30 protein-coding genes are annotated in these 26,522 nt (G+C 42.1%); 10 read left to right on the top strand and 20 right to left on the bottom strand.

Features of this window, described 5'->3' with window-relative positions; genetic code table 11:
* On the bottom strand, positions 1 to 1,564 hold a 1,564-nt coding region (locus F6J99_RS18880; protein ID WP_293114244.1), incomplete at its 3' end, for a cobalamin biosynthesis protein.
* Between the two features lie 528 nt (positions 1,565 to 2,092).
* Here F6J99_RS18880 and pheA point away from each other — a divergent pair.
* Positions 2,093 to 2,953, top strand: coding sequence for a prephenate dehydratase (gene pheA / locus F6J99_RS18875; protein ID WP_293114242.1), 861 nt, complete (start codon positions 2,093 to 2,095; stop codon positions 2,951 to 2,953).
* 156 nt (positions 2,954 to 3,109) lie between these two features.
* Here the strand turns inward: pheA and F6J99_RS18870 are convergent, their stop codons facing one another.
* Entirely contained in the window at positions 3,110 to 3,751 is a 642-nt protein-coding gene (locus tag F6J99_RS18870) for an LON peptidase substrate-binding domain-containing protein (RefSeq protein ID WP_070395693.1), read from the bottom strand.
* A 588-nt stretch (positions 3,752 to 4,339) separates the two neighbouring features.
* On the opposite strand from F6J99_RS18870, the gene iscB reads away from it, so the two are divergent.
* Positions 4,340 to 5,614, top strand: a complete 1,275-nt coding sequence (gene iscB, locus F6J99_RS18865) for an RNA-guided endonuclease IscB (protein ID WP_293114239.1) — start codon at positions 4,340 to 4,342, stop codon at positions 5,612 to 5,614.
* Positions 5,615 to 5,861: 247 nt separating this feature from the next.
* On the top strand, positions 5,862 to 6,068 hold the full coding sequence (locus F6J99_RS18860; protein WP_293114237.1) for an element excision factor XisI family protein: 207 nt from the start codon (positions 5,862 to 5,864) through the stop codon (positions 6,066 to 6,068).
* Between the two features lie 498 nt (positions 6,069 to 6,566).
* Here F6J99_RS18860 and F6J99_RS18855 read toward each other — a convergent pair whose 3' ends face one another.
* A complete protein-coding gene (locus tag F6J99_RS18855) occupies positions 6,567 to 6,758 on the bottom strand; it encodes a hypothetical protein (protein WP_293114235.1) in 192 nt (63 codons plus the stop codon).
* Positions 6,759 to 6,836: 78 nt separating this feature from the next.
* Here F6J99_RS18855 and F6J99_RS18850 point away from each other — a divergent pair, with 78 nt between their 5' ends.
* Positions 6,837 to 8,009 carry a linear amide C-N hydrolase gene (locus F6J99_RS18850; RefSeq protein ID WP_293114234.1) on the top strand — a complete coding sequence of 391 codons (1,173 nt, stop codon included), beginning with the start codon at positions 6,837 to 6,839 and terminating at the stop codon, positions 8,007 to 8,009.
* Between the two features lie 295 nt (positions 8,010 to 8,304).
* On the opposite strand, the gene F6J99_RS18845 is transcribed toward F6J99_RS18850, so the two are convergent.
* On the bottom strand, positions 8,305 to 8,772 hold the full coding sequence (locus F6J99_RS18845; RefSeq protein WP_293114232.1) for a hypothetical protein: 468 nt from the start codon (positions 8,770 to 8,772) through the stop codon (positions 8,305 to 8,307).
* Positions 8,773 to 8,989: 217 nt separating this feature from the next.
* Between F6J99_RS18845 and F6J99_RS18840 the strand changes: the two genes are divergently transcribed.
* Complete coding sequence (locus tag F6J99_RS18840; protein WP_070395690.1) at positions 8,990 to 9,328, top strand: hypothetical protein; 339 nt, start codon at positions 8,990 to 8,992, stop codon at positions 9,326 to 9,328.
* Positions 9,279 to 9,545 (top strand): hypothetical protein, encoded by a 267-nt coding sequence (locus F6J99_RS18835; RefSeq protein ID WP_293080984.1) that lies wholly within the window; start codon positions 9,279 to 9,281, stop codon positions 9,543 to 9,545. Before F6J99_RS18840 ends, F6J99_RS18835 begins: the two co-directional genes overlap by 50 nt.
* Positions 9,546 to 9,717: 172 nt before the next feature.
* On the opposite strand, the gene F6J99_RS18830 is transcribed toward F6J99_RS18835, so the two are convergent.
* Entirely contained in the window at positions 9,718 to 10,134 is a 417-nt protein-coding gene (locus tag F6J99_RS18830; protein WP_293114230.1) for a hypothetical protein, read from the bottom strand.
* A 468-nt stretch (positions 10,135 to 10,602) separates the two neighbouring features.
* Here F6J99_RS18830 and F6J99_RS18825 point away from each other — a divergent pair, with 468 nt between their 5' ends.
* Positions 10,603 to 11,586 (top strand): dienelactone hydrolase, encoded by a 984-nt coding sequence (locus F6J99_RS18825; RefSeq protein ID WP_293114228.1) that lies wholly within the window; start codon positions 10,603 to 10,605, stop codon positions 11,584 to 11,586.
* A gap of 689 nt (positions 11,587 to 12,275) precedes the next feature.
* On the opposite strand, the gene F6J99_RS18820 is transcribed toward F6J99_RS18825, so the two are convergent.
* From F6J99_RS18820 to F6J99_RS18795, 6 genes are all read right to left on the bottom strand, one after another.
* A complete protein-coding gene (locus tag F6J99_RS18820) occupies positions 12,276 to 12,452 on the bottom strand; it encodes a hypothetical protein (protein WP_293114226.1) in 177 nt (58 codons plus the stop codon).
* Between the two features lie 140 nt (positions 12,453 to 12,592).
* Entirely contained in the window at positions 12,593 to 13,033 is a 441-nt protein-coding gene (locus F6J99_RS18815; protein ID WP_293114225.1) for a hypothetical protein, read from the bottom strand.
* Between the two features lie 6 nt (positions 13,034 to 13,039).
* Positions 13,040 to 14,356: an ATP-binding protein gene (locus F6J99_RS18810; RefSeq protein WP_293114224.1), complete on the bottom strand. Its 1,317-nt coding sequence runs from the start codon at positions 14,354 to 14,356 to the stop codon at positions 13,040 to 13,042.
* Positions 14,357 to 14,565: 209 nt separating this feature from the next.
* Positions 14,566 to 15,459: a metal ABC transporter permease gene (locus tag F6J99_RS18805; RefSeq protein ID WP_293114223.1), complete on the bottom strand. Its 894-nt coding sequence runs from the start codon at positions 15,457 to 15,459 to the stop codon at positions 14,566 to 14,568.
* Between the two features lie 282 nt (positions 15,460 to 15,741).
* Positions 15,742 to 16,224 (bottom strand): DUF2656 domain-containing protein, encoded by a 483-nt coding sequence (locus F6J99_RS18800; RefSeq protein ID WP_293114222.1) that lies wholly within the window; start codon positions 16,222 to 16,224, stop codon positions 15,742 to 15,744.
* 275 nt (positions 16,225 to 16,499) lie between these two features.
* Positions 16,500 to 17,219, bottom strand: a complete 720-nt coding sequence (locus tag F6J99_RS18795) for a metal ABC transporter ATP-binding protein (protein WP_293114221.1) — start codon at positions 17,217 to 17,219, stop codon at positions 16,500 to 16,502.
* Positions 17,220 to 17,344: 125 nt separating this feature from the next.
* On the opposite strand from F6J99_RS18795, the gene F6J99_RS18790 reads away from it, so the two are divergent.
* A complete protein-coding gene (locus F6J99_RS18790; protein ID WP_293114220.1) occupies positions 17,345 to 18,427 on the top strand; it encodes a zinc ABC transporter substrate-binding protein in 1,083 nt (360 codons plus the stop codon).
* 263 nt (positions 18,428 to 18,690) lie between these two features.
* Here F6J99_RS18790 and F6J99_RS18785 read toward each other — a convergent pair whose 3' ends face one another.
* The 5 genes from F6J99_RS18785 to F6J99_RS18765 are packed head-to-tail and all read right to left on the bottom strand — an operon-like array spanning position 18,691 to position 23,452.
* Positions 18,691 to 19,983: an MFS transporter gene (locus F6J99_RS18785; RefSeq protein ID WP_293114219.1), complete on the bottom strand. Its 1,293-nt coding sequence runs from the start codon at positions 19,981 to 19,983 to the stop codon at positions 18,691 to 18,693.
* Between the two features lie 9 nt (positions 19,984 to 19,992).
* Positions 19,993 to 20,910, bottom strand: coding sequence for a sulfotransferase domain-containing protein (locus tag F6J99_RS18780; protein ID WP_293114218.1), 918 nt, complete (start codon positions 20,908 to 20,910; stop codon positions 19,993 to 19,995).
* Positions 20,911 to 20,949: 39 nt separating this feature from the next.
* Positions 20,950 to 21,768 (bottom strand): sulfotransferase domain-containing protein, encoded by an 819-nt coding sequence (locus F6J99_RS18775; protein WP_293114217.1) that lies wholly within the window; start codon positions 21,766 to 21,768, stop codon positions 20,950 to 20,952.
* 3 nt (positions 21,769 to 21,771) lie between these two features.
* The gene (locus F6J99_RS18770; RefSeq protein ID WP_293114216.1) at positions 21,772 to 22,536 is read right to left on the bottom strand and encodes a ribonuclease Z; all 765 of its coding nucleotides are present in this window, start codon (positions 22,534 to 22,536) and stop codon (positions 21,772 to 21,774) included.
* Complete coding sequence (locus tag F6J99_RS18765) at positions 22,520 to 23,452, bottom strand: hypothetical protein (RefSeq protein ID WP_293114215.1); 933 nt, start codon at positions 23,450 to 23,452, stop codon at positions 22,520 to 22,522. The genes F6J99_RS18770 and F6J99_RS18765 overlap by 17 nt, the downstream gene beginning before the upstream one ends.
* 268 nt (positions 23,453 to 23,720) lie before the next feature.
* Here F6J99_RS18765 and F6J99_RS18760 point away from each other — a divergent pair, with 268 nt between their 5' ends.
* Together F6J99_RS18760 and F6J99_RS18755 are read left to right on the top strand one after the other, a co-directional pair.
* Entirely contained in the window at positions 23,721 to 23,888 is a 168-nt protein-coding gene (locus tag F6J99_RS18760) for a hypothetical protein (RefSeq protein WP_293114214.1), read from the top strand.
* Between the two features lie 11 nt (positions 23,889 to 23,899).
* Positions 23,900 to 24,022 (top strand): hypothetical protein, encoded by a 123-nt coding sequence (locus F6J99_RS18755; RefSeq protein WP_293114213.1) that lies wholly within the window; start codon positions 23,900 to 23,902, stop codon positions 24,020 to 24,022.
* 27 nt (positions 24,023 to 24,049) lie between these two features.
* Here the strand turns inward: F6J99_RS18755 and F6J99_RS18750 are convergent, their stop codons facing one another.
* The 4 genes from F6J99_RS18750 to F6J99_RS18735 all read right to left on the bottom strand — a co-directional run.
* On the bottom strand, positions 24,050 to 24,892 hold the full coding sequence (locus F6J99_RS18750) for a hypothetical protein (RefSeq protein WP_293114212.1): 843 nt from the start codon (positions 24,890 to 24,892) through the stop codon (positions 24,050 to 24,052).
* A gap of 224 nt (positions 24,893 to 25,116) precedes the next feature.
* Positions 25,117 to 25,260: a hypothetical protein gene (locus tag F6J99_RS18745; RefSeq protein WP_293114211.1), complete on the bottom strand. Its 144-nt coding sequence runs from the start codon at positions 25,258 to 25,260 to the stop codon at positions 25,117 to 25,119.
* A 272-nt stretch (positions 25,261 to 25,532) separates the two neighbouring features.
* Positions 25,533 to 26,243: a PHP domain-containing protein gene (locus tag F6J99_RS18740; RefSeq protein WP_293062237.1), complete on the bottom strand. Its 711-nt coding sequence runs from the start codon at positions 26,241 to 26,243 to the stop codon at positions 25,533 to 25,535.
* A partial coding sequence (locus F6J99_RS18735; protein ID WP_293114210.1) for a hypothetical protein occupies positions 26,206 to 26,522 on the bottom strand: 317 nt, incomplete at its 5' end. The genes F6J99_RS18735 and F6J99_RS18740, both read right to left, overlap by 38 nt.

Here is a 26,522-nt window from a genome sequence, read left to right as displayed (position 1 = left end):
TGGCACAAAAATCATGCATCAGGGGTGCTCCCACACGAGAGGCAGCAGCTTGTAAGGCTGTAATACCAGGAAATACTTGCACCTGGGGTGTCTTACCATCCCAGCCCCTAGAGCGCAATTCTTCTAGGACTAACCCTGCCATACCATAGATACCGCAGTCACCAGAAGAAACCACTGCTACCGTTAATCCCCACTCAGCCAGTTCAATAGCCCGTTTTGCTCGTTGGGTTTCTTGGGTAATCGGTAACGCTTCGATAATTTGTCCTGGACGTCGCAAGGTTGCAATTAAATTGATATAGAGGGAGTAACCAATCACAGCATCAGCGCTGGATATAGCAGTTTTAGCTGCAGGGGTTATTTGGTCAAGATTTCCCGGACCGATACCCACTAGCAACAGTTTCCCAATACGTCCAGTGTATTCTACTGGGGATTTAGCGATCGCTACAGTTACTGCTCCTACTTGATTCGCTGATTTGACTATTTGTTTGGGAACTAATAAAGGTTGTAAGTTAGTCGCTTGTAGGTTAAAACCTCCAACCTTCAACTCTTTAGCGCTATACAGAGCTGCTGCTTCGGCAACGCTAGGAGTACCAACTTCTGCCGCCACTACATCCGATGGGTTGGGTACGGTTACGGAACGGAGTACCTCAGCTGGGAAAGTGCGTAAGGGCCAATGGCGCTCTTGGCACAATTGGACTATACCGACTTCATCGGCTTTCAGGTCAATAGTCGCAATTCCTGCGATCGCATTTTCTGATAAACCATAACGCTCACAGGTCTGCCGAATCCCCATTTCAATCAACTGCTTCGATGTCCCTCGCTCACAGCCAATTCCCACCCACAGTACCCGTGGATACCACTGGACGTTTGGTAAATCGGATTCTGGGGAAAATTGCTGGTGGGTGGCACTAATCCAAATCCTGGCTTTGGGTGAGATAGACTCGGATTCAGTTGTAGCGCTATCCTCTGGAAATCCTAAATAGAAAGGATGTCCATCTCTAAGATGAGCTTGCCAAAGAGTGGAACCAGCCTCTTGAATTACCTGTACTATTTCCCCACGGGCAACCACAGCACTGACTCTAGTCCAATCCCCTTCTCCCCGATACCAGCCAAAGGGAATACCTAAGACATCAACTCCAGGTAGACCTAAATCTGCTGCTGCTCCCGTTAAAATAGGCCTTGAGTCAAGTTGGGAAGCAATTAACCGTGTCAGTTGATCTGCCCCCCCTTGATGACCACTACACAAACTAATTACAAAACCTCCCCCTTGATCAACTACCACCACCGCTGGATCACTGGATTTATCCGTTAACAAAGGAGCAATTAAGCGCACCACTGCTCCCGCTGCCAAACAAAACACCAAAGCACGGTGGTTTGGCCAGAGGGAGGCAATGTGGTCTTTGAGGGAACCCTTGTAGACAGCAACCTGTTCTAGGGTGCTCAGAGAATTCGGTACCCAAAGGGTTGCACCAGTAGTTTGACAGAGGGGTTGCAGGATTTGAGCCCCAGTAGGAGTGGTAGCGATCGCAGCTAGGGGTTGGAAATTTTCAAAAACCGATGCCATCATGAAAGAAATAAACGTTAACTAGGGCAGATAAAGATACCCTGCTTTACTCTTAAAATAGAATATTTGCGCTTGCTGTTTATCGGTTCCTCGATTACCAAACAAGCCTAAAAATACCCCAGCTACTAATAACTGATATACTGACTAACTTAGGGCTATTTTTTTTCAATAGCTTACAGTTAACTTCTTAATCAATACAAAGCACCTAAAAATCTGATATAATCCTAATTTCTTATTGATTATTTTATGACAATTAACCCACCATAATCTAGATAATATTACTAACTATATCATGAAACCAAATGCTAATTTATGATCACACAAAAAAATTATCATAGCGACTGAATCAATACAAGGATTACAGTTTTTGACCTGACTAAAAATCCTTATCTACTTGATTAACTCTTGCTTCTTGCCTCTTGCCTCTTGCCTCTTGCCTCTTGCCTCTATTGCTAGCATGCCTATTGCCTATTGCCTCTTGCCCTTCCCTAAACGATTTTGTTCACAACTCAAATTATATTGTCTATTATGTCACTTTCTATTGCCTATCTCGGACCACCAGGAACTTATACAGAAGCCGCTGCCACAGCTTATGCTGAGCGACTCCAGAAACAACAGGGTCAACCATCCCTCTTGTGTCCTTATCCCAGCATTGGCCAAACCTTACAATCAGTAGCTAACCAACAAGTTGATCTAGCAGTGGTACCTGTAGAGAATTCCATTGAAGGCAGTGTCGCCATGACACTAGATCGGCTTTGGCAACTAGATCAGCTCCAAATCCAACAGGCTCTGGTTTTGCCAATCAGACATTGTCTGATGTCACGGGCATCAACCATAGCAGAAATTAAAACGGTTTATTCCCATCCCCAAGCCCTGGCTCAGTGTCAGCGGTGGTTGGAGCAGTTTCTGCCATCAGTGCAACTGGTACCGACCAACTCCACTACTGAAGCGCTACAATTTTTGGACAAAGATCACAATGCAGCAGCGATCGCATCTGAACGAGCAGCAAAGCTTTATACTCTACCAGTACTCGCATCTAACATTAATGACTATCCCGATAATTTCACTCGATTTTGGGTGCTGAGTTTAAAGCCATCTCCTGGAGGTAGTCATACCTCCTTAGCATTTAGTCCTCCTGCTAATATACCTGGATCATTGTCTAAACCACTCCAGATATTTGCCCGTCGAGGTATTAATTTAAGTCGGATTGAGTCTCGTCCCACCAAGCGATTACTTGGTGAGTACATATTCTTTATTGAACTGGAATCAGATCTCTATGCACCATTATTTAAAGCCGCTCTTGAGGAAATAATCCCTGATCAGGAAATCCTCAAGATTTTTGGCAGCTACACCCTCATCAATGTCGATAATTTGACTGTAAACAGTTAACCGTCAACCGTGAATAAAAATGTTGTTATAGCGCTGGTAGCACCGAATAGGGACTAGGTAACTTCGGACAAGGGAAGGGAAAATAATTGATGAAAACAGTATCAATAAAATACTATTGCTACGAGGTCTATTCTGTCTTAAGCTTATAATCAAAGCTTAATTTAAGGCATCTTTGAGTACAGTACGTGCCGCTAAGTGATTGCGAGTAGAAGTGAGAATTTCTGTTTCCCGTTCTAGACGTTTTTCTGTGTCCAGGGTCTCTAAAAGTGCCTGCTGTTCTAAGGCTACGCCGTATAGATTGCTAGCAACCCAGTAAGACAACTCAATGGGTAGATCGGGCAGGTCTTCTGGTAGCTCAATTTTCTGGTTGGTCAACTTAGCGGAAAGACGCACAACATCCCGCAATAACTGTGCCACTTCTTTTGCCTTTGGTTTGAGGTCTTTAGCTGGTGGCTGGTCTTCAATCCATTCCACTAGTCCAACCCGATAGGGCTTTTCACGAACGTACTCTAAGACCCGAAACCGCTGCTGACCTAAGGTTACTATTTTCATCCGGTCATCGGGAAGACGCTGAAAGTGGATAATTTCAGCGCAACAGCCAATTGTAGCTGGTTCCTGTTTAACAGGATCCCACATTAAGACACCAAATCTGCGATCGCTGTCCAAAATCGTGTTCATCATGATTCGGTAGCGAAATTCAAAAATGTGTAACGGCAGAGGGCGTCCAGGAAATAAAACGACTTCAGGTAGGGGAAATATGGGGAGTTCTCTGACAGCTATCGAGGAAGAGGATACCATTGTGCCTGGGTTAAAAAGGTAACTTCGTTTATTTACATACTGTAACGGATTTTGTGTTTGATACTCCAAGGCATAATTCTTCCTGTAGTCTTTTGTAGTGACCTAGCTAGACTCGCCAGGGTAGGGGAGTGTAGGCTTGAGCTCCTGAGCAATAGGGGTTATAACTTCCAACTCTGACAGGGGATCTGTAGGCTAAAGCATGCTGGTATACAACGGTATCAGGTCTTTATAATTGTGTATCATCCCGCCGATGAGGTTATGGTTGAATGGAGAAAGTAGCTCAATACCGCGAGTACCTTCAGAGATTACTGAACCAGTACGCCAAGGGTCAAGAGCCTGGGAGTCTAGAAATCCCCACGAATGAATTCGGGGGTTGCACGCGCTCATCACTTGACCAGCTTAAGTCCCTAGAGGACTACGTTATTGGTAAGTGTTAAAGTTCCTACCTTGGGATGCGACGCCAGTTCCAAGCTCTAGAACTCAAGCATTAAACAGGTCTATCAGGTTAAGCCAGTGTGTTTGAGAAAGTACCGACCAATAACATTAGCAAGGCGAACTTTACCCTAGAAATAGGAGAATATTCGCATTATGCGAGTTTTCGTACTTGATAATAACAAAAAACCATTAGACCCATGTAAACCTGCCCGAGCGAGAATATTGCTCAAGGGAGGTAGGGCTAAAGTTTTTAGAAGATATCCATTCACAATCATCATGCAAGACTTGGAGGGATCAGAATGTGTGACCCATGAACATCAATTAAAGATTGACCCTGGTTCCAAAACAACAGGATTAGCAATTGTTCAAAACAATGTAGTTGTTTGGGGAGCTGAGTTGACTCATAGAGGTTCGGAAATTCGGGAATCTTTAACCTCTAGGAGACAAGTCAGACGCGATCGCAGAAACAGAAAGACTCGTTACAGAAAACCGAGATTTTTGAATCGTAAGAAACCTGATAGTTGGCTAGCTCCCAGCTTAATGTCCAGAGTACACAACATCATGACTTGGGTTAAGAAGCTAATCAGAATTTGTCCAGTTGTTGGAATATCTCAAGAGCTGGTTAGATTCGACACTCAAAAAATGCAGAATCCTGATATTTCTGGTATGGAGTATCAACAAGGTGAGCTTTCTGGTTACGAAGTCCGGGAGTATTTACTCGAAAAATGGAATCGAAAATGTGCTTATTGTGAAACAACTAATACTCAATTAGAGATTGAACACATTAAGCCCAAATCTAAAGGGGGTTCAAATCGAGTAAGTAATTTAACTCTTGCTTGTCGTAAATGTAATCAAGCTAAGGGCAATAAGGAAATTGAACAATTCTTGTCGAAAAAGCAAGATGTTCTGAAATTTATTCGCTCTTTCGCTAGACAATCCTTAGCAGATACCGCTGCTGTTAACTCAACTCGATGGAGATTATTCCATGAACTAAAAGCCACGGGTTTATGTATCGAAACCGGTTCAGGTGGATTAACCAAGTACAACAGATGTCGTCAAAATCTACCAAAAACTCACTGGTTAGATGCTGCAAATGTGGGACAAGTTGAGACTTTGTACGTTGAAAGTTATCAACCCTTGTTGATTGTGGCTAAAGGACATGGCACTCGTCAAATGTGTAGAACTGACAAATTTGGATTCCCATCTCGTTATCTACCAAGATTCAAATTTGTCAAAGGATTTCAAACTGGTGATATTGTAAAAGCGATTGTAACCAAAGGCAAGAAAATCGGGACTTACACCGGAAGAATTGCTACTCGAAAAACGGGTTCATTCAATATCACAACAAAAAATGGACTGATACAAGGAATCAGCCATAAGTATTGCAGCATTGTACACAGGAAAGATGGTTACTCTTATAGCTTTTAAAGCACTGTCTGCTGCTGTTTATTTAAGGGGGAGAAATTCCTCGGAGACGAAACCTTAGACAGTGGTTTGTTCGCGTAGCGTCGGCTACGCGAACAAACCACTGTCTTACGGTAACTTCAAACCCATGCATGAATGACAGGGGTATCCATTTATCCCCCTTACCAACCCCCTATTTTTCGATGATGTTTCTAATGATGAGGTCGAAGTACAACTCATTTTTGATACTGTTCGGGATCATTACCAGTGGATGAATGTAGGTTGGGAAGATTGTAATCGGATTTACCGTTCTATAGTGCATTTAGATATCAAAGACGGAAAAATTTGGCTTCAGCAAAATCTTACAGTTCTTAATCCTGCTGAGGATTTAGTTGAGATGGGCGTTCCAAGAGACGATATTGTATTGGGTTTACAGGCTCCTTATAAGCGGCAGTACACTGACTATGGTGTCGCTTGAGATAGTAGTGGTTTAAGGATTCAGCTATCAGCTATCAGCTATCAGCTATAGCGCTACGCGCACGCTACTTGAGGTGCTAAAGGCCTTTGGCCACGCTACGCGAACAGCTTATGCGTCACGCTACGGGAATGGCTGACGGCTGACGACTGACAGCTTAATGCTTACGGTCTAATTAACCTATCTGCCAGATCTTCCCTGGCGCTATCGATAGACTCCTTTTCCGACTTACCGCCTTTTTTCCCCGCTTTACGGATTGGCGACCAGTTGCTACGGTAGCAGTAATCCTGTCACCCCAGCACCAGGGGAGAGGGACAAAAACACTACAAACTACCCTCAATGCTATTCATAAGTCAGCAATAGGAGTCCTTTAAATCCTTTTATAAGTCATTTAAACTCATTTATGATTAACGAATTCCCAACCCTTTACCCTAGCGAACGACTAGGAGAAAGGATTGGTTTTTCCCCAAAGCTAGTCTCCCGCTGCTGCCCTCAAAGCCCTTAAGCATCCCAGGTCGTAGGTACAGTTTCTCCCAGGGAGTAAGAGCGGGGCGATCGCCTATAATTCCAATCCCTCCGAGTCGCCAAGGTCAGAGTTACTGATGATCGTAGCGCTTGCTCGTGAGTCCAAGTCCTTTGAGTTGCGAGGTTCTCAAAGGTGGGTTGAGATGGTGGCGCGATCACTAGTGGCAAGGTCTAGAGAAATTTGGAAGCATATGATACATTTCTTACTGGTGCAATCTACATGTAAAAAGACAGGAGGCATAAGTTATGCACTTCATTGTGCGAACTCTCAAAGCATTATTGATCTGTGGGTTAATCATAAATCTGGTTTTTTTGAGTGATGCTCAAGCATGTACAAGGGCTATTCATGCGTCTTATTATACAGAAGACGTCACACCGACCTATGCTGTCACTGGCCGCAGTATGGATTGGTATGAAGACTCTAAATCTAATCTATGGATGTTTCCGGCTGGAATGGAGCGAGATGGGGTAGTAGGTAAGAATTCTGTTGAGTGGAAGTCAAAATATGGAACTGTGATCGCTGCTGCCTACGATACAGCTACTATTGATGGGTTGAATGACCAAGGCTTGATGGCAAATATGCTGTTTCTTGCCGAAGCAGATTTCGGCGAGCGTGACACCTCCCGTGAGGGAATATCATGGTCAGCATATATTCAGTATATTTTGGACAATTTTGCAACGGTTCAGGAAGCCGTAAGTGCATTGGAGAACGATGAGTTACAAGTCGTTACCTCAACGCTTCCTAGCGACAGTGGTACCAGCTATCCCGCTACAGTCCATTTTTCTATTTCAGATGCACTGGGTGACTCGGCTATCTTTGAACACGTCGAAGGCAAGCTGGTTATTCACCATGGAAAGGAATTTGTGGTGATGACCAACTCTCCTATCTACGATGAGCAAATAGCACTCAATGCTTATTGGGAATCAGTAGGTGGCGATGCTATGCTACCTGGAACAGACCGAGCAGCTGACAGGTATGTACGAGCGAGCTATTACCTAAAAAATCTACCTACTCCTCAGTCCGACAGAGAAACAGTGGCCAATGTAATGTCGGTCATTCGCAATGCATCAGCTCCATTCCAAGAATTAACTAATCCAGAAGAACCCAATATTTCCTCTACCATTTGGCGAACAGCAGCAAATCACCTTAGCAACGTTTATTACTTTGAATCAACTTTATCCCCCAATGTTATTTGGGTCGAGCTGACAGAAGATGACTTGAAACAAGGACCACCAGTCAAGAAGTTGGAACTCTCAGGAAACTATGATCTAGTCGGTAATGTTACTGGTGATTTTATTGAAGCAGAGGAATTCAAGTTTACTGGCCCCTGCGATGAGGGAATTCCAATTGAGGACCTTCCAAGTTTCTGCTTTGTCCGGTACCATCCCAGGATAAGCGCAAGAAAAAATCGCCCATAATGTGCATTGGCTGGATATCGGTTGATCGTAGCTCGAAACCCCTATAATCTCGTATAACTGTACTCGCAATAGAGTTAATTTGTTGAGAATGACTCGGTCTTTTTATCAATAAGCCTAGGCTTATTGATTCTTGCCCTTACCCTGGGTACCATCCTAGGCTAGGCTGAGGTACGAAACCCAGCTACCACAAGCCTTGGCGTGCCTAATTAACCTTCCCGAAGGAGTCGCCCCAGACTATCGGCTATCCTTCGGGAAGGCTACGCCAACATCGTTTGGGTCAGCCTTCACATAATGACTACCCTAAAAACCAATCCAAATTTCGGCCAATCAGCAATTCGGTCTTCTCAGCATGATGAGTGTTTTTCATGGCAATAGGTTGTACAGCAAATTCATAGCCACTTGCTAGATCCCTGATTTCTTCTGAATTGTCATAGCTCATCAAAAAATCCCCTTCCAATTGGCTAGCAAGTTTAAATACAGCTTCATGATCAACTGCTGAATATCGATAGAGCCTGCGCCCAGCTTTTAGATAAGGTGGATCAATGAAATAAATAGCATCTTTTCGGTCATAATTTTGCTCACAAACCTCAAACCCATCCCCGGCAATAAATTGAATTTTTGTCCGGATTTTCTCAATGGAAAGTATACGCTTTTTCAGGGTTTCGGGATACCAGCGTGAGGTGATTCCTTTCCCATTTTCCCCATTTTTCATAAAGCTAGCACCATCAGCCAGAATTCCACCACGATTAACGCGATTTTTCACTACTGTTGCGAAAGCCAAAGATTCCAGAGATTCATTAGCAGAATCAATAGCTTGCTTGGCACTCTGTGGAGTTAAATTAAAGTTGACAATAGTTTCCGCTAGCCATTCGGCACCACCACCTAAAATGACCTGCCATACAGCTGCAGTTGAGGGGGTTTTTTGGTCTTGCTCGATACCATAAATTTGGTATGCTCAAAACACTCGATATTTCTAGTGTATGAGTGGCATCGATCGTGAGATTTTTCTGGATTCTAGACACATTGCCAAGCATCTACCTGGCACACCACAAGTACAGCGGTTACTCAGGCGAGGCCGATCGGCTCATGTTTTTAACAATCAAGCCACAATGGAAAGAGTTGCTCAAGCCATCATAGAGACAGGAGAGTTTACCGGAGTCATACGAGGATATGAGCGTTACGGTTTGTTCTTCGCTGATTCAATTGGTTACAGAATCAGCCCCGATGGTAGCCCAAGCACTCCCTTGTTTTATGGAGAGGTGAAGATTGATGGAAAAAACCAATACCATGTTATTCCCCGTACTCGACCCAGCCAATAGTGAGTGGGATTTCGCTGAAGTTTGGATTGACCCCATGCTATCCCCTCCCTACATCCTGCTGTTACTGGGTAATTCATCAGGTAGTTGTCGTGTGTACGATCCTGCTGAGAATTACAAGGTTGTGTTTACTGGAGCAACCTATGATGAAACCCAAACTTGGCTGTTGGAAGATGAATACGAGCCAATCGAAGGGCGACTTTCAGCATCGGAGTTATAAAGATTCCTGGTCATTCCACATTCGCGGGTTTCACTATTTGACCTTGGATCGTAAGCCCCTGGTTAAGCTCACAATCTTGATTTATCCCTTTTCTGTTGTATCAGCCTAATTTTACGCTGCTAACTTCCCCTGTTCACCAGCAGCCCCAGACCTCAAAGCCGTCAGATAATGACTACCCTAAAAACCAATCGAAATTTCGGCCAATCAGCAATTCGGTCTTCTCAGCATGATGAGTGTTTTTCATAGCAATAGGTTGTACAGCAAATTCATAGCCACTTGCTATATCCCTGATTTCTTCTACATTGTCATAGCTCATCAAAAAATCCCCTTCCAATTGGCTAGCAAGTTTAAATACAGCTTCATGATCAACTGCTGAATAGCGATAGAGCCTGCGACCAGCTTTTAAATAAGGTGGATCAATGAAGTAAATAGCATCGTTTCGGTCATAATTTTGCTCACAAACCTCAAACCCATCCCCGGCAATAAATTGAATTTTTGTCCGGATTTTCTCAATGGAAAGTATACGCTTTTTCAGGGTTTCGGGATACCAGCGTGAGGTGATTCCTTTCCCATTTTCCCCATTTTTCATAAACCTAGTACGATCATTCGATCTTGTAGGATGCGTTAGTGATAGCGTAACGCATCATTAATTCACGGTTAGTTTGCTAAGCACAGAAGTGCTGGATTTCTTGAGGTTGCTCGGTTTCCTAACCATTGATCACAGCGGATGCTCTGGGCAGTGGATTCTCTACTGTAGCAGTAATTCTGTCACCCCAGCACCAGAGGAGAAGGCCAAAAACATAACAGACTACCCTCACCGCTATTCAGAAGTCAGCTGTTGGAGACTTTGCCATTTCTGAGTCAGAACGACTCATTGAGGATCAACGAATTCCAAACCATTGATTGAAACGGACCCGAAGGCGAAAGGATTGGCTTTTCCCAGAGTGCGTCTCGCGCCGCTAGCCTCAATGCCGTTAGCCTTCCATCTATGGGTGTGCTTCAAAGCTCACTGTAATTGATAAGCTCATTAAAGTCTGAATTAACAAGTTTTTGTGGTATGGTTATTCGAGCAATTTTTCAGTCTACCAAAGTAGAAGATGCTTCCTCTCCATATGACACCATTCATTTGAAAGTTTTCTATCCAGCCCTGATGTCAGGCAGCGATCAGGAACAAAATATGGGTATTGTTCCTGCTGATCCTCAGCAGTCTCCCTTCAAAGTCGTCATTTTCTTTAATGGCATAAACTGTAGTCCTGAAGTATATCAGTGGCTTGCTATTAAGTTGGCAGAACGTGGGCTTGTGGTTGTCACTTTCTCCTGGGTTGCCGAAAACTTACCTGGTATAGTAGGTCTGACTCCAGGTGTTGACATCGCAATGTGGGCTCCAAACACCTATGGTTCAGCTCCAACAGCCTCTGCTTTACCAAGCCTATTGGTAGCATTAGAGGAATTACAACTTAACGGAGTTCTAGCTGGCCTGCTTGATTTAAAACACATCATTCTAGGAGGACACTCCGCTGGGGGCAGAGTTGCAATTGAAAGTGCCAATCCACGCTTCTTTCCACAAATTGTGGCTTCTTTTGCCTATGGTGCACATACAGCAGGAGGCAAGCAACTAGGATATCCATCGGGCACAATCTTGCCTTTACCTGATGCTTTACCATTAATGCTGATTGGAGGAACCTGTGATGGAGTTATTGCCAACAGTAGCCACCGCTATGGAGTGACTTGGGAACAAGCCACCACTCCAGTGTTACGCACTTTTAGGGAAGGGATCTCAGGGGGCAGAGACGATAGTTATCTGCTACTTCTAGAGGGAGCCAATCATTTCTCTATTGCTTATCCATCTGATTCCACTACTGGTAGACCTTTCCTAGACTATCCAGCATCTCAACCGGAAGACCTACTACGGAATTTGCTAGCAGAAACAATTGGTTTATTCATTGATGCTCATGTTTCCCATCAACCTCAAGCTTTGTCAGCAATCAATCAATACTTATGTTCTGAGAACCCTTTGATTGCCTCCTTTGAGCGGAAGTAATGTGAAGTACCCCAACCTGCTTCGCTGAGGTTGGGGCTTCCAATTCTCAGGTCAACTCAGGGACGGTTTTATTCGTCTTTCGGGCTTCCCGCTTCATCCGCCGATGCCTCAAACAGAGGCGCGACCCAAGGCCGGGTTCCCCGGCCATTGGAAAGCGCGCCTGCTGCAATACGGTCTTACTCAGCGTCCACAGGCAGATATCCGCCTTCCGCAGACATATAGTTTACAAGGGCAGACTCACCTTGGAATTACGACTCTGTGGTCAACCAGCCGGGGCTTGTCTCTTCCCTGAGCTCTGCTAGTACTTTGTACACCTAATGGTCTAAAAACTGATAGGATTTTAGACCATTTGTAAGGTAGCCTTTTAGTCAGTCAGGCGGGTCAGCGACCATCTTTATTCTAACATGAATCGTGATGATTTGTCATTACAAGTTGTCGTCTCGCTATCCATCCCCACCCTGGAAGAGGGTGGGGAATTCCGCGAGTTTTGTTAAATTAATTTAGTGAGATTGTTGGGTTACTTAACTTAACCTAACCTACCAGCGGGCTTGATCGCACTGTGTTACATTTTGACTTAACATCCATAAGTCTAAGTCTGGCCTAATTCACCTAGGGGTCGCGATCGCCCCCGACCCCTAGCTAGAAAACCGGTGATGCGATCGCGAAGCGTGGCCTACGGCCAATCGCTTTTAGCGGCTCCTAGGTCGCATCGCGAAGCGTGGCCTACGGCCAATCGCACAAGCGCGGAAGCTTAGCGTGACTCGCGTAGCGTGACCGTTCGCGAAGCGTGGCCTTTTGGCCAAGGTCAATCGCAACCAAGTTTCAGCAGACTTCCCAGTGCAATTCCCTAGTTGCCCAATTGTCACCTTTCTTCGGACTTCCCTATAAAATAGACACAGCTCAACCAGTTACGCTCAAAATCAGGAGACTGAGTTAGCATACAGTGACTTTACTCTAAAGAAAGTCAAGAAGAAGAAACCTAACCATAGGCTTACGTACTTTTTTCCTAGATGGTGACCTGACTTAAATCATAAGTATATGGATTTTTTTCAACTATTAACTTAGCATTATATTTCTTATTAAACTTACTTTTTATATTTTGTATATTCGTTCTTAGTTTGGGTGGGCCAAAGCGAGTAAAAACTACAAAGCACAGCTTTTTGATTGTTTGTGGGTTATATGAAAGTAACTTAATCGTCGATTCTATCTGCTCAACTGCATGTTTAATCTTACTTCCTTTCAACTCTACATAAATTTCTACTTTATTAGTAGGAACAAGGAGATAATCACAGCGCAGAGTTTTATTATCTACGATAGCGCAGCCATCAACTTTAATTATTCTTATTTTATCTCCCTGGGGATTGAGGAAAGTTAGTTTACTTCTATTTTCTGATAATACGATTTTTTTGTCATCCTTATATTCCTCACACCCTAGGCAACATTTCATAAATACTTAAGCTAAGTTCAGCAGTTCATCGAACTCAATGGCTAGCTGATCAGAAACACCGTCAATAACATTGGCATCGATCAAGCCAGTATCATTGTATAAAATATTTTTAGCCTTGCCATTTTCTAGGACATAGGCTGATAAATCCGAGGTACTCAGGGCTTTATAGCTAGGAACGATTTTTTCTAATTTAGGTAAGACATCCTCCCTAGATTCTTCATAGAGCATACCAGCTTGAATAAGATTATTGATTGCAATTAGGATGTAAGGACTATGGGTGGTGATAAAGAATTGAACTTTTTCCCGATGATAATTAAAGACACAGGCGATTAACTCAATAATGTTTCGTTGTGCGCTTGGAAATAGATGGGCTTCTGGTTCCTCAATATAAACAGTTTGTCCAGCCAAACGAGCATAAACTAAAAAAGGTAATGCTGAAAGTATAATCGTCAGGGGAAATGTTTCTTGCTGACCAGAAGAAGAGTTGGCAATACTAATCCGTCTTCCATCTGCCATCTTCACAAAATCTTTGCCTTTTTCCTGTATGTGTTCTCCACATAAAGCTTTCTTGATAAGCCTATTGATTTCATCGTTTATCTCTTTTTCTTTTCTATTTTCAGTTTGATTAATGATTCTCACATTCAAACGTTTTATAGTTTCGTAAGTGGAACCAAACTCTATCAGAAAGGGATCGATGGCATTATGATTAGACATCAAAGAGAATATACTACTTTGGAGGTTAGCAAAGAAAGAGCGACCAGCAGGAATAAAAAGCTGGGTATAAGCTGCCTCATCGCATAATGAACTCCTCAAAAATTCTGTTAATTGTTCTCTGAGAACTTCTCTAGTCAAAAAAAGTCTTTCAATACGCTCGAATCTTTCAATACGCTCGAATTTAGTACTTTTATCAGAGCTTTCTTTCTTAATTTTTTTCAGCCATTTGCGTAATTCTGAGAGTTCTTTTTTAAAAAAATCTGAGTAATTAAAATTAATTATACTTTTGCTTTTAGTATTTTTGTTTCTACTAATTTCGATAAAAACATTATATATTTCATACTTAATATAGAAATCATGCTCTCCCCATGAATCTGGGGGAAAATAGTCTTGAAAAGTTTGAGAATAGCTTGAATCTAGGTAACGCTTACTTTGTTCGTTTTCTACTGTATCTAAAATTTTCCAAACAAAGTTTTTAAAGTAAAAAAGAAGTTTAGCACATACACTTTTACCACTAGCTTGAGGTCCAATCACGATATTGATTCGTTTAACCTCAATCTCTAGTTCGTCGATACCAGCAAAATTTTTAACTGTAAGTTTTTCAACCATGACCAGAGATTATAGTAAGCTGAGGTCTAGTGCATGGGTGTTGCTAGCCCTTACACTACAATAGTCTTGAGTTATTTAGTTATAGTTTACCATGTCTACATGCTATTACCATGTTCAACATGCTGATTGCTGTTCGCGTAGCGTGTGCGTAGCAGATATGCTGTTCGCGTAGCGCTTAAGCTGATTGCTGATTGCTGATGGCTGATTGCTTACCCTCGATTCGATCTCAATAATTCTTTCAGCAGATTCAATAACTTAGCCGGGCGACGAGCTATACCTGGTTCCGTAAGAATTCCTTGGCTTGGGCTAAACAAAAATGCTAGGAAAAATAAGCCAAAGATTACCATTACAATAGCGGGGCCTGATGGCCAATTAAAATAGTAGCTTATATACATGCCACTGACACTAGAAATAATTCCAATCATTGAGCCTAAACCCATCATGTGATGTAATTCTTTGACTAATAAATAAGCCGTAGTTGCGGGTCCGATTAACATAGAAATAACCAGCAACACCCCTACCGTCTGCATACTGGCGACAATGGTGAGAGTAATCGCCAAGATTAACCCAAAATAAATGACTTTTACCGGTAAACCGCTAGCTTGCGCTCCTAAAGGATCAAAGGTATAGAATAATAGCTCTTTATAGAACAACTTTGTTAATAGTAAAATTACTGCTGTAATCACCAGGGTTTGCCAGACATCTCCTGGTCTCACCCCTAAGATGTCACCAAAAAGAATATTTTCTAAGTCAAGTTGGTTAGTTTTCAGCACCGTAATTAGTATCACTCCCAAACCTAAAAAACTGCTGAAAGTCAACGCCATTGCTGCATCTACTTTGACTCGCGTACGCTTAGGAATTACGGCGACAACTAAAGCGCTAAGGACACCTGCAATAAAGGCACCAATAGAGATATTTATTCCTAAAAAAAAGGCGATTGAGAGACCAGGTAAAACCGCATGGGCAATCACACTACTAATCAGGCTCATTTGTTGTACAATTAAGTAGCTGCCTACCACTGCGCCTAATATCCCCAACAGCACAGCCGTTGCGATCGCATTCCGCATAAATTCAAAACCTAGGGGCTCAATCAGCCAATTCATACTAAATAAAAGGGAATAGGGAATAGGGAGTAGGGAGTAGGGAGTAGGGAGTAGGGAGTAGGGAGTAGGGAGTAGGGAAATTCCGATAAAAAATTATCACAATTCATTTAGGATCTCTATAATTATAACTAACTAATTATAAGCAAGTTACAGCTTTTTCCTAGCTATTATCAGGTACACAGATTTTTTTTCTATTCCCTATTCCCTATTCCCTATTCCCTATTCCCTGCTCCCTGCTCCCTGCTCCCTAAAAAAATCACTCAATTTAAAACTGCTGTAAATTTAGGATGCAGCATTATTCCTTTTTTCAATCTTGAAAACATTGTCGATGGTTTTACCAGCTGTTTTTTCATCCCATCCTAGGGCTGTTAAAAATTGATTGGCTGAGGTGGTTTCTACAACATCAACGCCCCATTCTCCGGTTTGGAGAGTATCAGGAGAATTACTTAACGGTGGAGTTTTCTTTAAACCTCCTAATATTAATATATCTGGCAGAAAATCTCCCTTTTTTTGACTAATCCTCTTCTCGTCTAGAGCTTGAGCGCACAATTCTCCAACTTGAGGTGCTGTAAACTCTTGAGTAGGGAATAAAATTTCAACCATCCAATGGGGATGATCTAATTTACGACACTTTAAGGATGGATAGTTACTTAATCCTTCAGCAAATACCTGAGTAAATTCTTCCCGGTTTAGTTCAGGAAAACTATCGTCTGATAGTTCAAAGTTATGGGAAAGCAACATCCGACCAGTTTGAGAGTCAGTCATGAGTCCTGTAATATCCTGTTTGATCAATTTTCCAGCCCAGCAAGAATCAGTATATATTAGGTTGGGTTCATTGCTGAACAGTGAACCCTAACAGGTATTTACCAAAGGGAACAGCGGATCTGGGAACAGCGGATCTGGGAACAGCGGATCTGGGAGTAGGGAACAGGGAACAAAAATTCTCACAATTCCTACACGGATTGATATTAATCTCCAACTCTGGGACTGACAGGGTTACCAGGCTCCGTACTCAGAACTAAGTACTCAACACTCACCCCTCAAGCTGCGGCCAAACTCATCACCTTACCATAAGCCTTGCTCAGGTTTTCTGGTGTCAGCACTTGGGCCCTTGAACCCACAGCAATCAGTTGCTTATTCAATAAGAGGAGTTGATCATAATGAGCTAAGGTTTCTCCTAAGTCATGGCTGATCACGAGTAACGTTTTGTCTTGGGATTTAAGTTCAGTAAAAACCTCAAAAATAATATCTTCGGTCTTTTTGTCGATGCCCACAAATGGCTCATCAAAAAATAATAACTCGGCTTGTTGAGCTAGAGCCCGCGCTAAAAATACCCGCTGCTGCTGTCCACCAGAGAGTTCGCCAATTTGACGGTGGCGATACTCGAACATACCCACCCGTTCTAAGGCATTCTTAACAATTTCCTTAGATTGGCGACTAGGAGACCTAAACCAACCGGTGTGGACTGTACGACCCATCATCACTACATTCCATACCGTAATCGGATAATCCCAATCAATTTGCGATCGCTGAGGAACATAAGCGACTCGTTTTAATTGACTCCGGAGGGGACGGGCTGCCAATTTCACTACCCCCTTCGCTGCTGGAATCAGTCCCAGCATCGCCTTCACCATAGTACTTTTACCAGCACCATTGGGCCCCAGTAAACCAGTTAATTGTCCTGGCTGGAGGGAGAAGGATATATCACAAATAGCCCAAGTGTCTCGGTAACAGACTCCTAGGTTATGGACTTCTAACATTAGGTTTTGTGAGAACGACTACCACTATCATAGTGTAGCGTGCCTGCAACTGATTGTCGTTCTCAGCCTAAGCCTTGTAAAATGATTCTTGTTCTTGATAGCTACTAATTTAAGCGGGTTGATCTATGCTGAAACCCTTACCAGTTAAACTTCGGACGCTCTTAGCTAGTGGTGCTCTCGCCTTTGGGGTAGCACTAGGTGGTTGTAGTGAAAGCAGCGAAACCTCATCAAGGGAGAAGCCACTAGTGGTAGCATCCTACAGTGTGCTTTGTGACTTAACAACAGAAATTGCCCAAGATACCATTGATATGACCTGTCTGATTGAACCAGGTCAAGACCCTCATACCTACAAAGCTACGACCTTAGCTCGCCAATCCCTAGAGCAAGCCCAACTAGTTCTATACGGTGGCTACGACTTTGAACCAGAAGTTATTAAATTAGTTCAAGCCACTAATACACCAGCTCCTAAAATAGCGGTGCATGATCAAGCTGTGCCTAGTCCAATTATGGCGGAAGCACATCACCACCATGATCATGAGCAAGAAAAGGATGACCATAAGGATGACCATAAGGATCACCATGACCATGACCATGACCATGAGGAAGAAAAGACAGGATCCGCTCACAGTGATGAGGAACTAGAGCCCGACCCCCATATTTGGCATGATGTCCAAAATGGTATCAAGATGGCAGAAGTAATTCGTAGCCAACTGGCAGCAGTTAACCCAGATGATCAGGAATTGTATGCTAAGAATGCCAAACAGCTAACCACTAACCTGGAACAGTTGGATGCTTGGGTAAAAGCACAAGTTGCTACCATACCCAAAGGGCAACGCCAACTAATCACTACCCATGATGCCCTAGGGTACTACATTAACGCTTACGGTTTTTCTGATTCTGATCCGTTGCAAGGGATTAGCGGAGAAGAAGCACCGACAGCAGCACGGGTGAAAGAACTGGTACAGAAGATTAAGAAAAGTAAGGTACCAACAATTTTCGCTGAAGTAACAGCAAATGATAAGGTTATTGGCACTGTCGCCAGAGAAGCAAAAGTTAAACTCTCAGACCAAAAGTTATTCGTTGATGGTCTAGGAGAAAAAGGGAGTGATACTGGAACTTATATTGGCATGATTACTAGCAATACCTGTGCTATTGTAGATGGTTTGGGTGGAAATTGTTCTTCTTTTGATGGCAAAGCTGCTAAATGATTGGTAGGTGATATATAGCGTTAATTGCATGTATGAGGTACAACAATTAACCTCAAAGTCCCCCTTTTTAAGGGGGATTTAGGGGGATCCATTTGTACATCATGATTCCTATAAAGGCTATAATTCTGCTCGAATACCGTTGCCACTAAATCCGCCAGTTTTGTAGAGGCGATCGCACCCACTAACCCTCCTTGCTGACTTCTGGGATTTGGAGGTATTAGATTCAATGGCGATCGCCCGGCACAGGAAGCATCTCTATCGACTTATATCATCAGCTGACGGTTGCGGTAACACATCACTGCACTCAGCAAACACAATAAAGCGCTCAATAAACCAATCATTTGATAACTGTCAATATTAATAGCACCCAGAGAAAATCTCCATACTCCTAATGTAAAATTTAAATAAAATCCAACAAAGAAAGGTACTATATTGCCTAGAATCATTCCGGTACTATTGAAGAAAGCCAATGCTGTAACTGCCGATCGCTCCGTGGCAGTATTGTGTACCCCAACCAGCAATGCCATTTTCAATCCCGATTGTAAAAAACCAGTAATAATAGCAATTAAGACCAGGCTGAGAGATGAAAACTGCCACCAACCATAGGACAATTCAATAGGTTGCACAAATAACCATAGCACTCCGACAGTTGCCAGCATTAAGACGATAATATATATGGTACGCATAAAGCCAATGCGATCTATGAGTCGCCCCCAAATTGCTATCCCAGTCAGATTTCCTACTATATTTAATGTAATTAACTGGGAAATATAATTGGCATTAAGCTGTAACCCAATTGCTAAATAGGTGACAAACAGGGGCAAAGAAGAAAGAAAACATAAAGTCAAAATAGTTATTAATAAACGGTATTTTTTATTGGAAAATATTTCGCGGATCTCATCTAAAAAATTATGGTTGATTTTATAGGGAGATTGACTATTTTTATAAATTTTAATTTTATCAGTTATGAGTCCTGCAACTAAACAGTACATCATCAGCAAAACAACTATATATGCGTAATCATGAAGTGCTAATTTTTCTCCTAGCGTCACAGAAAGAATAGCAAAAAAAAGTAAATTAAACCCATTCACAGTCAGTCGCATTTTCCCAAAAAACCATCCACGCTCTTCTGGAAGCGTAGATTCCCGAATTATGGGTTGAAAAGCTACTCCTTTTGTAGTATTATGAACGATATTCATCAACAAAATAATAATACAAAAAAAAGCAAAACCAAAGAGTTGATTTTTTCCATACACTATAGGCACAATCAGCATTAATGGTAGCAGTAAAAATAGTAAAGCAAAACCAATCATCAGAGTAGTTTGACTACCCCAACGTTTTACAAAATAAATACCTGAAATCTGTAGGGGTATAAGTAAGGAAGGTAAACCAATGGCAAAACCGATTTGACTTTCTTGCAAACCGAGGATACTGGTTGCGTATAACTGAAGTAAGCTGGCATCAATAGCACCAAAACTGGTCATAAGAGGGATAATTGCAATATTCGACGCAATCAAAAGTTTTTGATTCTGAGAGCGTTCTTTTTGATTAAGCATATCGAGTTGTCACCATTTAATATCAAGTTCTGGCATTAATTGCCTCAGTTTTTTATTCCAAGGAGCATAATACTCATCTAATAATGCTTTTGCTTCCTGTGGAATTGCTTCGTAGGGCTGAGCATTTCCTTTTGAGGGTTGCCCTCGAAGCACCCACAAGCCACGGGAATTTTGTTCAGCCAACGATCGGTAATCAAAGGGAGCCAATGTTAGAAATGTCAGGATTTTCTCCATCACTTCAAAAGGCGATCGCTGAAAATCTTCTAATAGCACAACCCATAACTGTTCTCGCGAAAAATAGTTCAACCACGTTTCCAAATGCAAGGCATAGTGCCCTACGTTTAACAGGCGATCGTAGGGATCGGGTTGGCTTGCTGACAATCGTCTTTTAATCAAAGAGACAAAATCAGTATCGACATATTCAGGAATGGCTCCTATCACGTCTTGTTCTGCCCTTCCCATTTGATAAGCTGAGTAAGCCCGTGCTGTTGGATTCCTCAATAAAACAATGAATTTTCCAGAGGGCATCATTCCACGAACCAGTTCGGGAATAGGCACACTTCGATTCCATTTGTCTAAGTAAGCTGGTGTTTTTTCAAATGTATAAATACAACGAGACAACAACTGCTCCTTGTCTCTTGACAGTAAATAAGCAGGATTGAGTAGATAGCGTATCCATTCAGTTTCAATATCTATGACTTCATCAAAAAAATGGCACTCTTCAGGCGCACCTTTAAGATTGGGATGCTGATCGAGCCAGGTATGCAGTTCGCGAGTGCCGCATTTCTGCGCGCCAATAATCATAAAATTTGGCACTGCATAATAAGCATGGGTTTCATCGGGCAATGGATAAGCGACAATCACTCCCGCATCTAGATCCTCAAGGGTAACATCAGGATAATAGACTATTTTTGGGGCAATCACCATTGGTAGATGTTAAGATTAAAATTTGTCATATAATCAAAATTAATATAGTAAATAATTTTTATACTTGTCTAGCCAATGGTTTATGGTAAATGGATAATAGTTTTTAAAATTTACGGCATTTTCCCTACAAAGCTCAATCATTTTTATCAGATTATCATGGCTCAACCCAAATTTTAAAGCTAGCTCAATGTTATTTTTTGAAGAATTAATGATATCTGGAGCGATGTTTATATTTTTATCGGCTTTCACAAAGTTGTCTTTGACAGTGTTGATACGCTCTAGAACGAAGGGATTACTTGTTTCTATTCCTAAAAAATGCTTTAATGCTTCTAATGACTTTTTTCGGTACTCTTCTTCGACTATATTAATGATCACAATATCTTCGGGAGCGAAATAATCATAATACTGAGATAACTGTAGGGCATAATCGCTATAATTAATATATTTATTACGAATAGTTGAAAGGGCTTGATTGATATCCAATTTTTCTCTATCGACTAACAAGTTATGAAAAAAATGGGAAATCGATCGCTGTAATGGATCTCGAACTAGATAAATCAATTTAACGTTTTTCAAGACTTGCTTGATTCGCGCCGGGACCCCTGGATAGTCTGGATATTTTGTATAGTGGGTAGAAGCCTCCAGCTTTATTCCATTTAAGGGAGGAAACATTGCTAAATACCAGTGGATACCTCTTTCCCAGTTGCCTCCTCTATCTCGCTCCACAAAAAATTTAGTATCCTTCACTCTCGATGGGTTGATTGATGGGCAGTTTTTAGACAAGGAATGAAACAGCGAAGTTGTTCCGCATTTCATCCCACCAATAATAATATAGTGTTTGCTTATATGCCTTTTCATGGATTAACTCCCGATAACAAGACCATCGTAAGCCATAACGATATTGTGATGAAAATCTTTTATCGATGCAAACAGCAACTCTTTGGTTTTAGGATCTGGATACTGTCGAGCGCCAAAATGAGTTATGATCACCTTCTCAGCATGAGTAGCAGTTAGCACTGCCTTAAGTTGTTCTATGTCAAGATGAAATCCATTTGTTTTCTTTCCTCCAACCGGGCAAGATTCAAGAATGAGAATATCACAATCCTTAGTTATACTCAAGAGAGAATCACATAAAATGGTATCAACACAATAACAAATAGATTTGTTCTCTAATTGCAATTGAGCGCCTATCACTGGAGTATTATGTTTTAAGGCTTGAGTCTTTATGGTAAAATTATCGAAATTCAAGCTTGTATCTTTAGCCACTCGAATATCAACAGGAAATTTTAGTTGCTCTCTCGGCTTCACAAACGGAAAAGAAAACAAAGTCTCCAAGTAATGCTTTAGACTTTCATGGATAACAATCGTCAAAGAAGCGGGCTGGAACATCGGTAAAATATGTAGCCCATAACAGTGGTCTAAATGTAGGTGTGAAAGCATAACAGTAACATTTTTATCACGAACGCTTTCTCTGTCTATTTTTCTAACCCCAGTGCCTAAGTCGAACAAAACAATATCTCTATCATTTACGAATACCCCTACAGAATTAGTAGCACCTGATGTGCTGTCAAACCAACCGGAAGTTCCATAAAAGACAATTTCAAATGCTTTAGTCTCCTCTTTCATCAAAGTATCTCCTTATTTTTACAGCATATTCGTTGTTTTCATCGTACCATTGCCATGCTCCCCATTGATTTATTTTTAGATAATCAGCGATCGCAAAACTATTGTCATGAATTAATTTGTGGCGATCAGAATAGCGACGATTTTTATAATCTCCCTGAACAATATGATAAATCGTATTTTCTAGGTAAGACACTCGTCCTTTAATGGTATCAAAAACTTTGTCTCCCCAAGAATGATATAGTTTAGAAAAGGTATGATTGAAAAAAAGCGCTTTAACAAAAATCGAATGATATCCCATAGCGGAGGCCAATAAAACCTTGTCGCCACCACCCAAAATCATAAAGTCGGGGAAGCCTATCTCTGTTATGGTGGCTGCCTTTGCCGCCCATCCAAAGCCCGGATTACATCCAAGACTTAAGCTGATGCCACTTTTACTGAAATAATCTTTAACTGTAATATCGCGATTGAAACTCGTGACCACGGATTTGCGCCTAAGTCCAGTTAGGGAAAAATGGCCATTCTCAAGCTTTACATCTTCGACTCGATTGAAGATCTGAACCAGTCGGTAGCTTTCCAGTTTCTCTTTTAATTGCTCTTGCCAACCCTTGTTAGTAAAAAGAAGATCTGCATCAGCCCAAACAACATATTGATGCTCTTTAGTCAAATGGGATAACGCTACGTTATAGAATCTTTCTTTTTGCCAAAGTACAGAAGCAGAGGTAATCTTGATTATTTTAAGATTCTGCGAGGAAACAATACTGTCAGTATCTAAGCCATAACAAACCAGGATTATATCAACGTCTTCCCTTAAGTAAGCTAGTGCTTTGACAAGAGCCATATACCTGGATTTATTTTTTGAAAAATTAAAATAAGCTAGAATAACGACCGTATCCATAACTGCAGTGAGCCTTTTCATTGGTACTACTATACAATGGAAAAGCTATACCCATAAAAAATATATAGGAATGCTAAATCATTTGACAACTGATTTAGCATTCCTAATATAGCCACTAATTGCATTATAGTGGTTTTTAATTAGGTGAGGTACATGTTTTTAGGGAGTAGGGAGCAGGGAGCAGGGAGCAGGGAGCAGGGAGCAGGGAGCAGTCAAGTCAGAAGAGGTAAGAGGTAAGATGGTAAAAATATTTTGTACCTCATTATACTAAAAAAAGCTATATTGTTCGATGACCAAATGGCTTATTGATGCGGTCTCTCATGCTTTTGGGGCTGTGTGGGGAAGCAAGTTGGGCACGCAGCCCCGTGAAAACTACGCCAGTGAGGTCTTGGGGGTTACCCCCAAAACCTCACTGCATCGCTGTTCCCTGATCGGAAGTTCCCTATTCCCGTCTTGATGCAGTCGCTCATGGGGGAAACCCCCAAGACCGCACCGGTAGTCGCTCATGGGGGGAACCCCCAAGACCGCGCTACCTCGCTGCATCGCTACTCCCTACTCCCTACTCCCTACTCCCTACTCCCTAAAACCTAGGACGAAAGTACCTCACCAAATGCTATATTATCGGTAGTAAAATTCAAAATCTTTTAATGCTGCTACCCTGGCTCGATTAAAATTATAGTGATAGCCCAGTTTGCGTTTCAGAGAATCCCAAAACGTTTTCTGTGTTTTCTCATGAGAAGCATCCAGATGTTTCTTGACTTCATTAATCCTGTCCCAGCTAGAACTTCTGCTAATAGTCAATCCAGCCTTAGCAGCCGCCAGTCCTAAGATAATGCCTTCGCCACCATGAATACCTTTTAACTCAAAATAGCGCCCGATCATACCCCATTGTTTAATAAATTCTTTTTCTTTGCCACCATCTCTAGAAACAAAAACTAAAGATTCTCCTATATAAATTGCCTTGTCTAATGGGATATCTAACTTAGAGGCTATCTGTTTAAGGGGCTTTAATCTTTCCGGATTATACTTTTCTACATGCTTGACAAGATTTGCTTGATGTCCTGCTGTAATTCCGGGCAATACTTCAATGGTTTCAGGTAAGCTACCTACAATCCTGGTGTCAGCATCAATTTGTATGGCTACACTAAACCTTGACAAAGCCTTCTCAACCTCAAAACGTTTGTCATGATAACAATGAAGAATTCCTGTTTGCTGGTGTTTAAACGCTGAAACGTTCTTACAGTTATTAAAATCGTTGACATCATCTGTGGCAACTATTAATAATTTTCCTGGAGCATACTTTTCTAAATCTCCTGCTAGTTTTTTGGCAAGAGAGCGATACTTACTACGGAGAGCTAAAGTACAGAAGCAAAAATCTTTTTCTGGCTTAATCATAGTCTTCTCCAAAAATCGTTTTTTTCTTCCTATCTCTGGGTGCGCCTTCCCTTGGCGACAGAACATCGCCCCTTATCGCACCACTTTCTCAATCCAGAGTCTGAGCTGAAACTTATCCAGCTGATTTTCCGACTGCCAATCACCATGTAATGGCTTCAATAGTCGTGGCTGGAGCTATAGTCTCAAGCTCTAGCTACCTGAGCTATCTCAGGAGAGCTTACTTATATAATTCCCAGAAATATAAAGTTATTCACAGTATTGATAGATACCAAAAGTGCCATCAATCTGGACTATAAGTCGATTAATAGACGTTGATAAATTAATTCTTGTATGTATCGAACAGATGCGGGGAAAGTTTTTATGCTTAATGCTGCTGCTTTTGCGTTCCCGTAGCGGCTCCATTCGCGTAGCGTGGCCCAAAGGCCAAGGAGCATCGAATTTCCCCCACGGCCTAAGCTAGCTAATCCCTGATCTCGAACTCGGCTACAACAAGGAATAGCATTAACAACGCCAGAAATCTGGCGCTAATTTCTTACCAAAGATAGCGCAGCCTTGAAAACAACCCAGCCGTAACTAGTCCACCTCTGACATGAGAATTAGATCACAGATGACAGTGGTGAATGTATCGCTAGATGTATACCAGTTTACGGCTGAAGTCGTTTAGTGATATTGACCACAACCACAGAAGTCAAAATAGATTTCCGTTTCAAATACGCTTGAGCAAGCTTAACCCATGAGTATCAGTGCCACAGGTATTAAATAGATTGTAGGTAGCACTCAACTGCAACACAAGCTTAGTTTGTTTTGGACTAGGTTGCCAGGGTTCAGGATTAGTGTAGGCATAGTAAGTTTCAACACCATCAATGCCTAAGTTGGCTATAGCAGCAATTAACTCATCTGCTGACTTACGGTAACGGGCTGGATGAGCCAACACTGCTAAACCACCAGCCTGATGGATAGCATCAATCACTGCACCAGCCTCAGCATCATTACCGGTCGGTGCGATGCCAGTGAAATAGCGCTTTAAACTAGGATGTTCTGGATCAAAGGCATAACCGAGGATATGAACGTCATCATTCAGGAGGTTGGCGGTAATTTCGACACCAGTCCAGAACTGGGGTAATGAATCACAGAAAGATGACTCCTGCTGCCATTTTTCTATACAAGCTTGAGCAACTTGATAACCACTAACGGAGTGGTGATCGGTGATGGCAAGTCCCTTAAGACCAATGGTAATTGCCTGTTTGATCAACTCTTCCGGTTTGAGCTTACCATCAGAGTAAATCGTGTGCATATGGAAATTGTAGCGATAGGGACAGCTATCAGGCTCAATCGTTTCCCACACTTGCCGGAGAGCTTGTTGATTTTTTGCTGCTATCTTAGGTGAAGCAGACCCTTGAGCAATATTGACTACCATAGATACTTACTGTAATGACTATTGGTTGATTGACCAGATTGGATCTGCAGCCGCGAAATACTTTTAAGGGTCTAGGCCAATGGTTTAATCGCTCTAGGTTTAATCGCTCTAGGTTTAATCGCTCTAGGTTTAATCGCTCTATGCTTCTGACAAGCCTATGAAGCGCCCCGACTTGAGCACGGAGGCTGTCAACTGCCCTGCAACGGCGATAGTTTAAATGCACCGGTGGCGCATCATCACTTAGCACCTGTTTAGGGCGGCTAAAGGCATCATAAATGA

The organism is Moorena sp. SIO4G3 (assembly GCF_010692305.1).
Lineage (GTDB): Bacteria > Cyanobacteriota > Cyanobacteriia > Cyanobacteriales > Coleofasciculaceae > Moorena > Moorena producens_A.
This window is presented reverse-complemented; position numbering and strand designations above follow the sequence as displayed.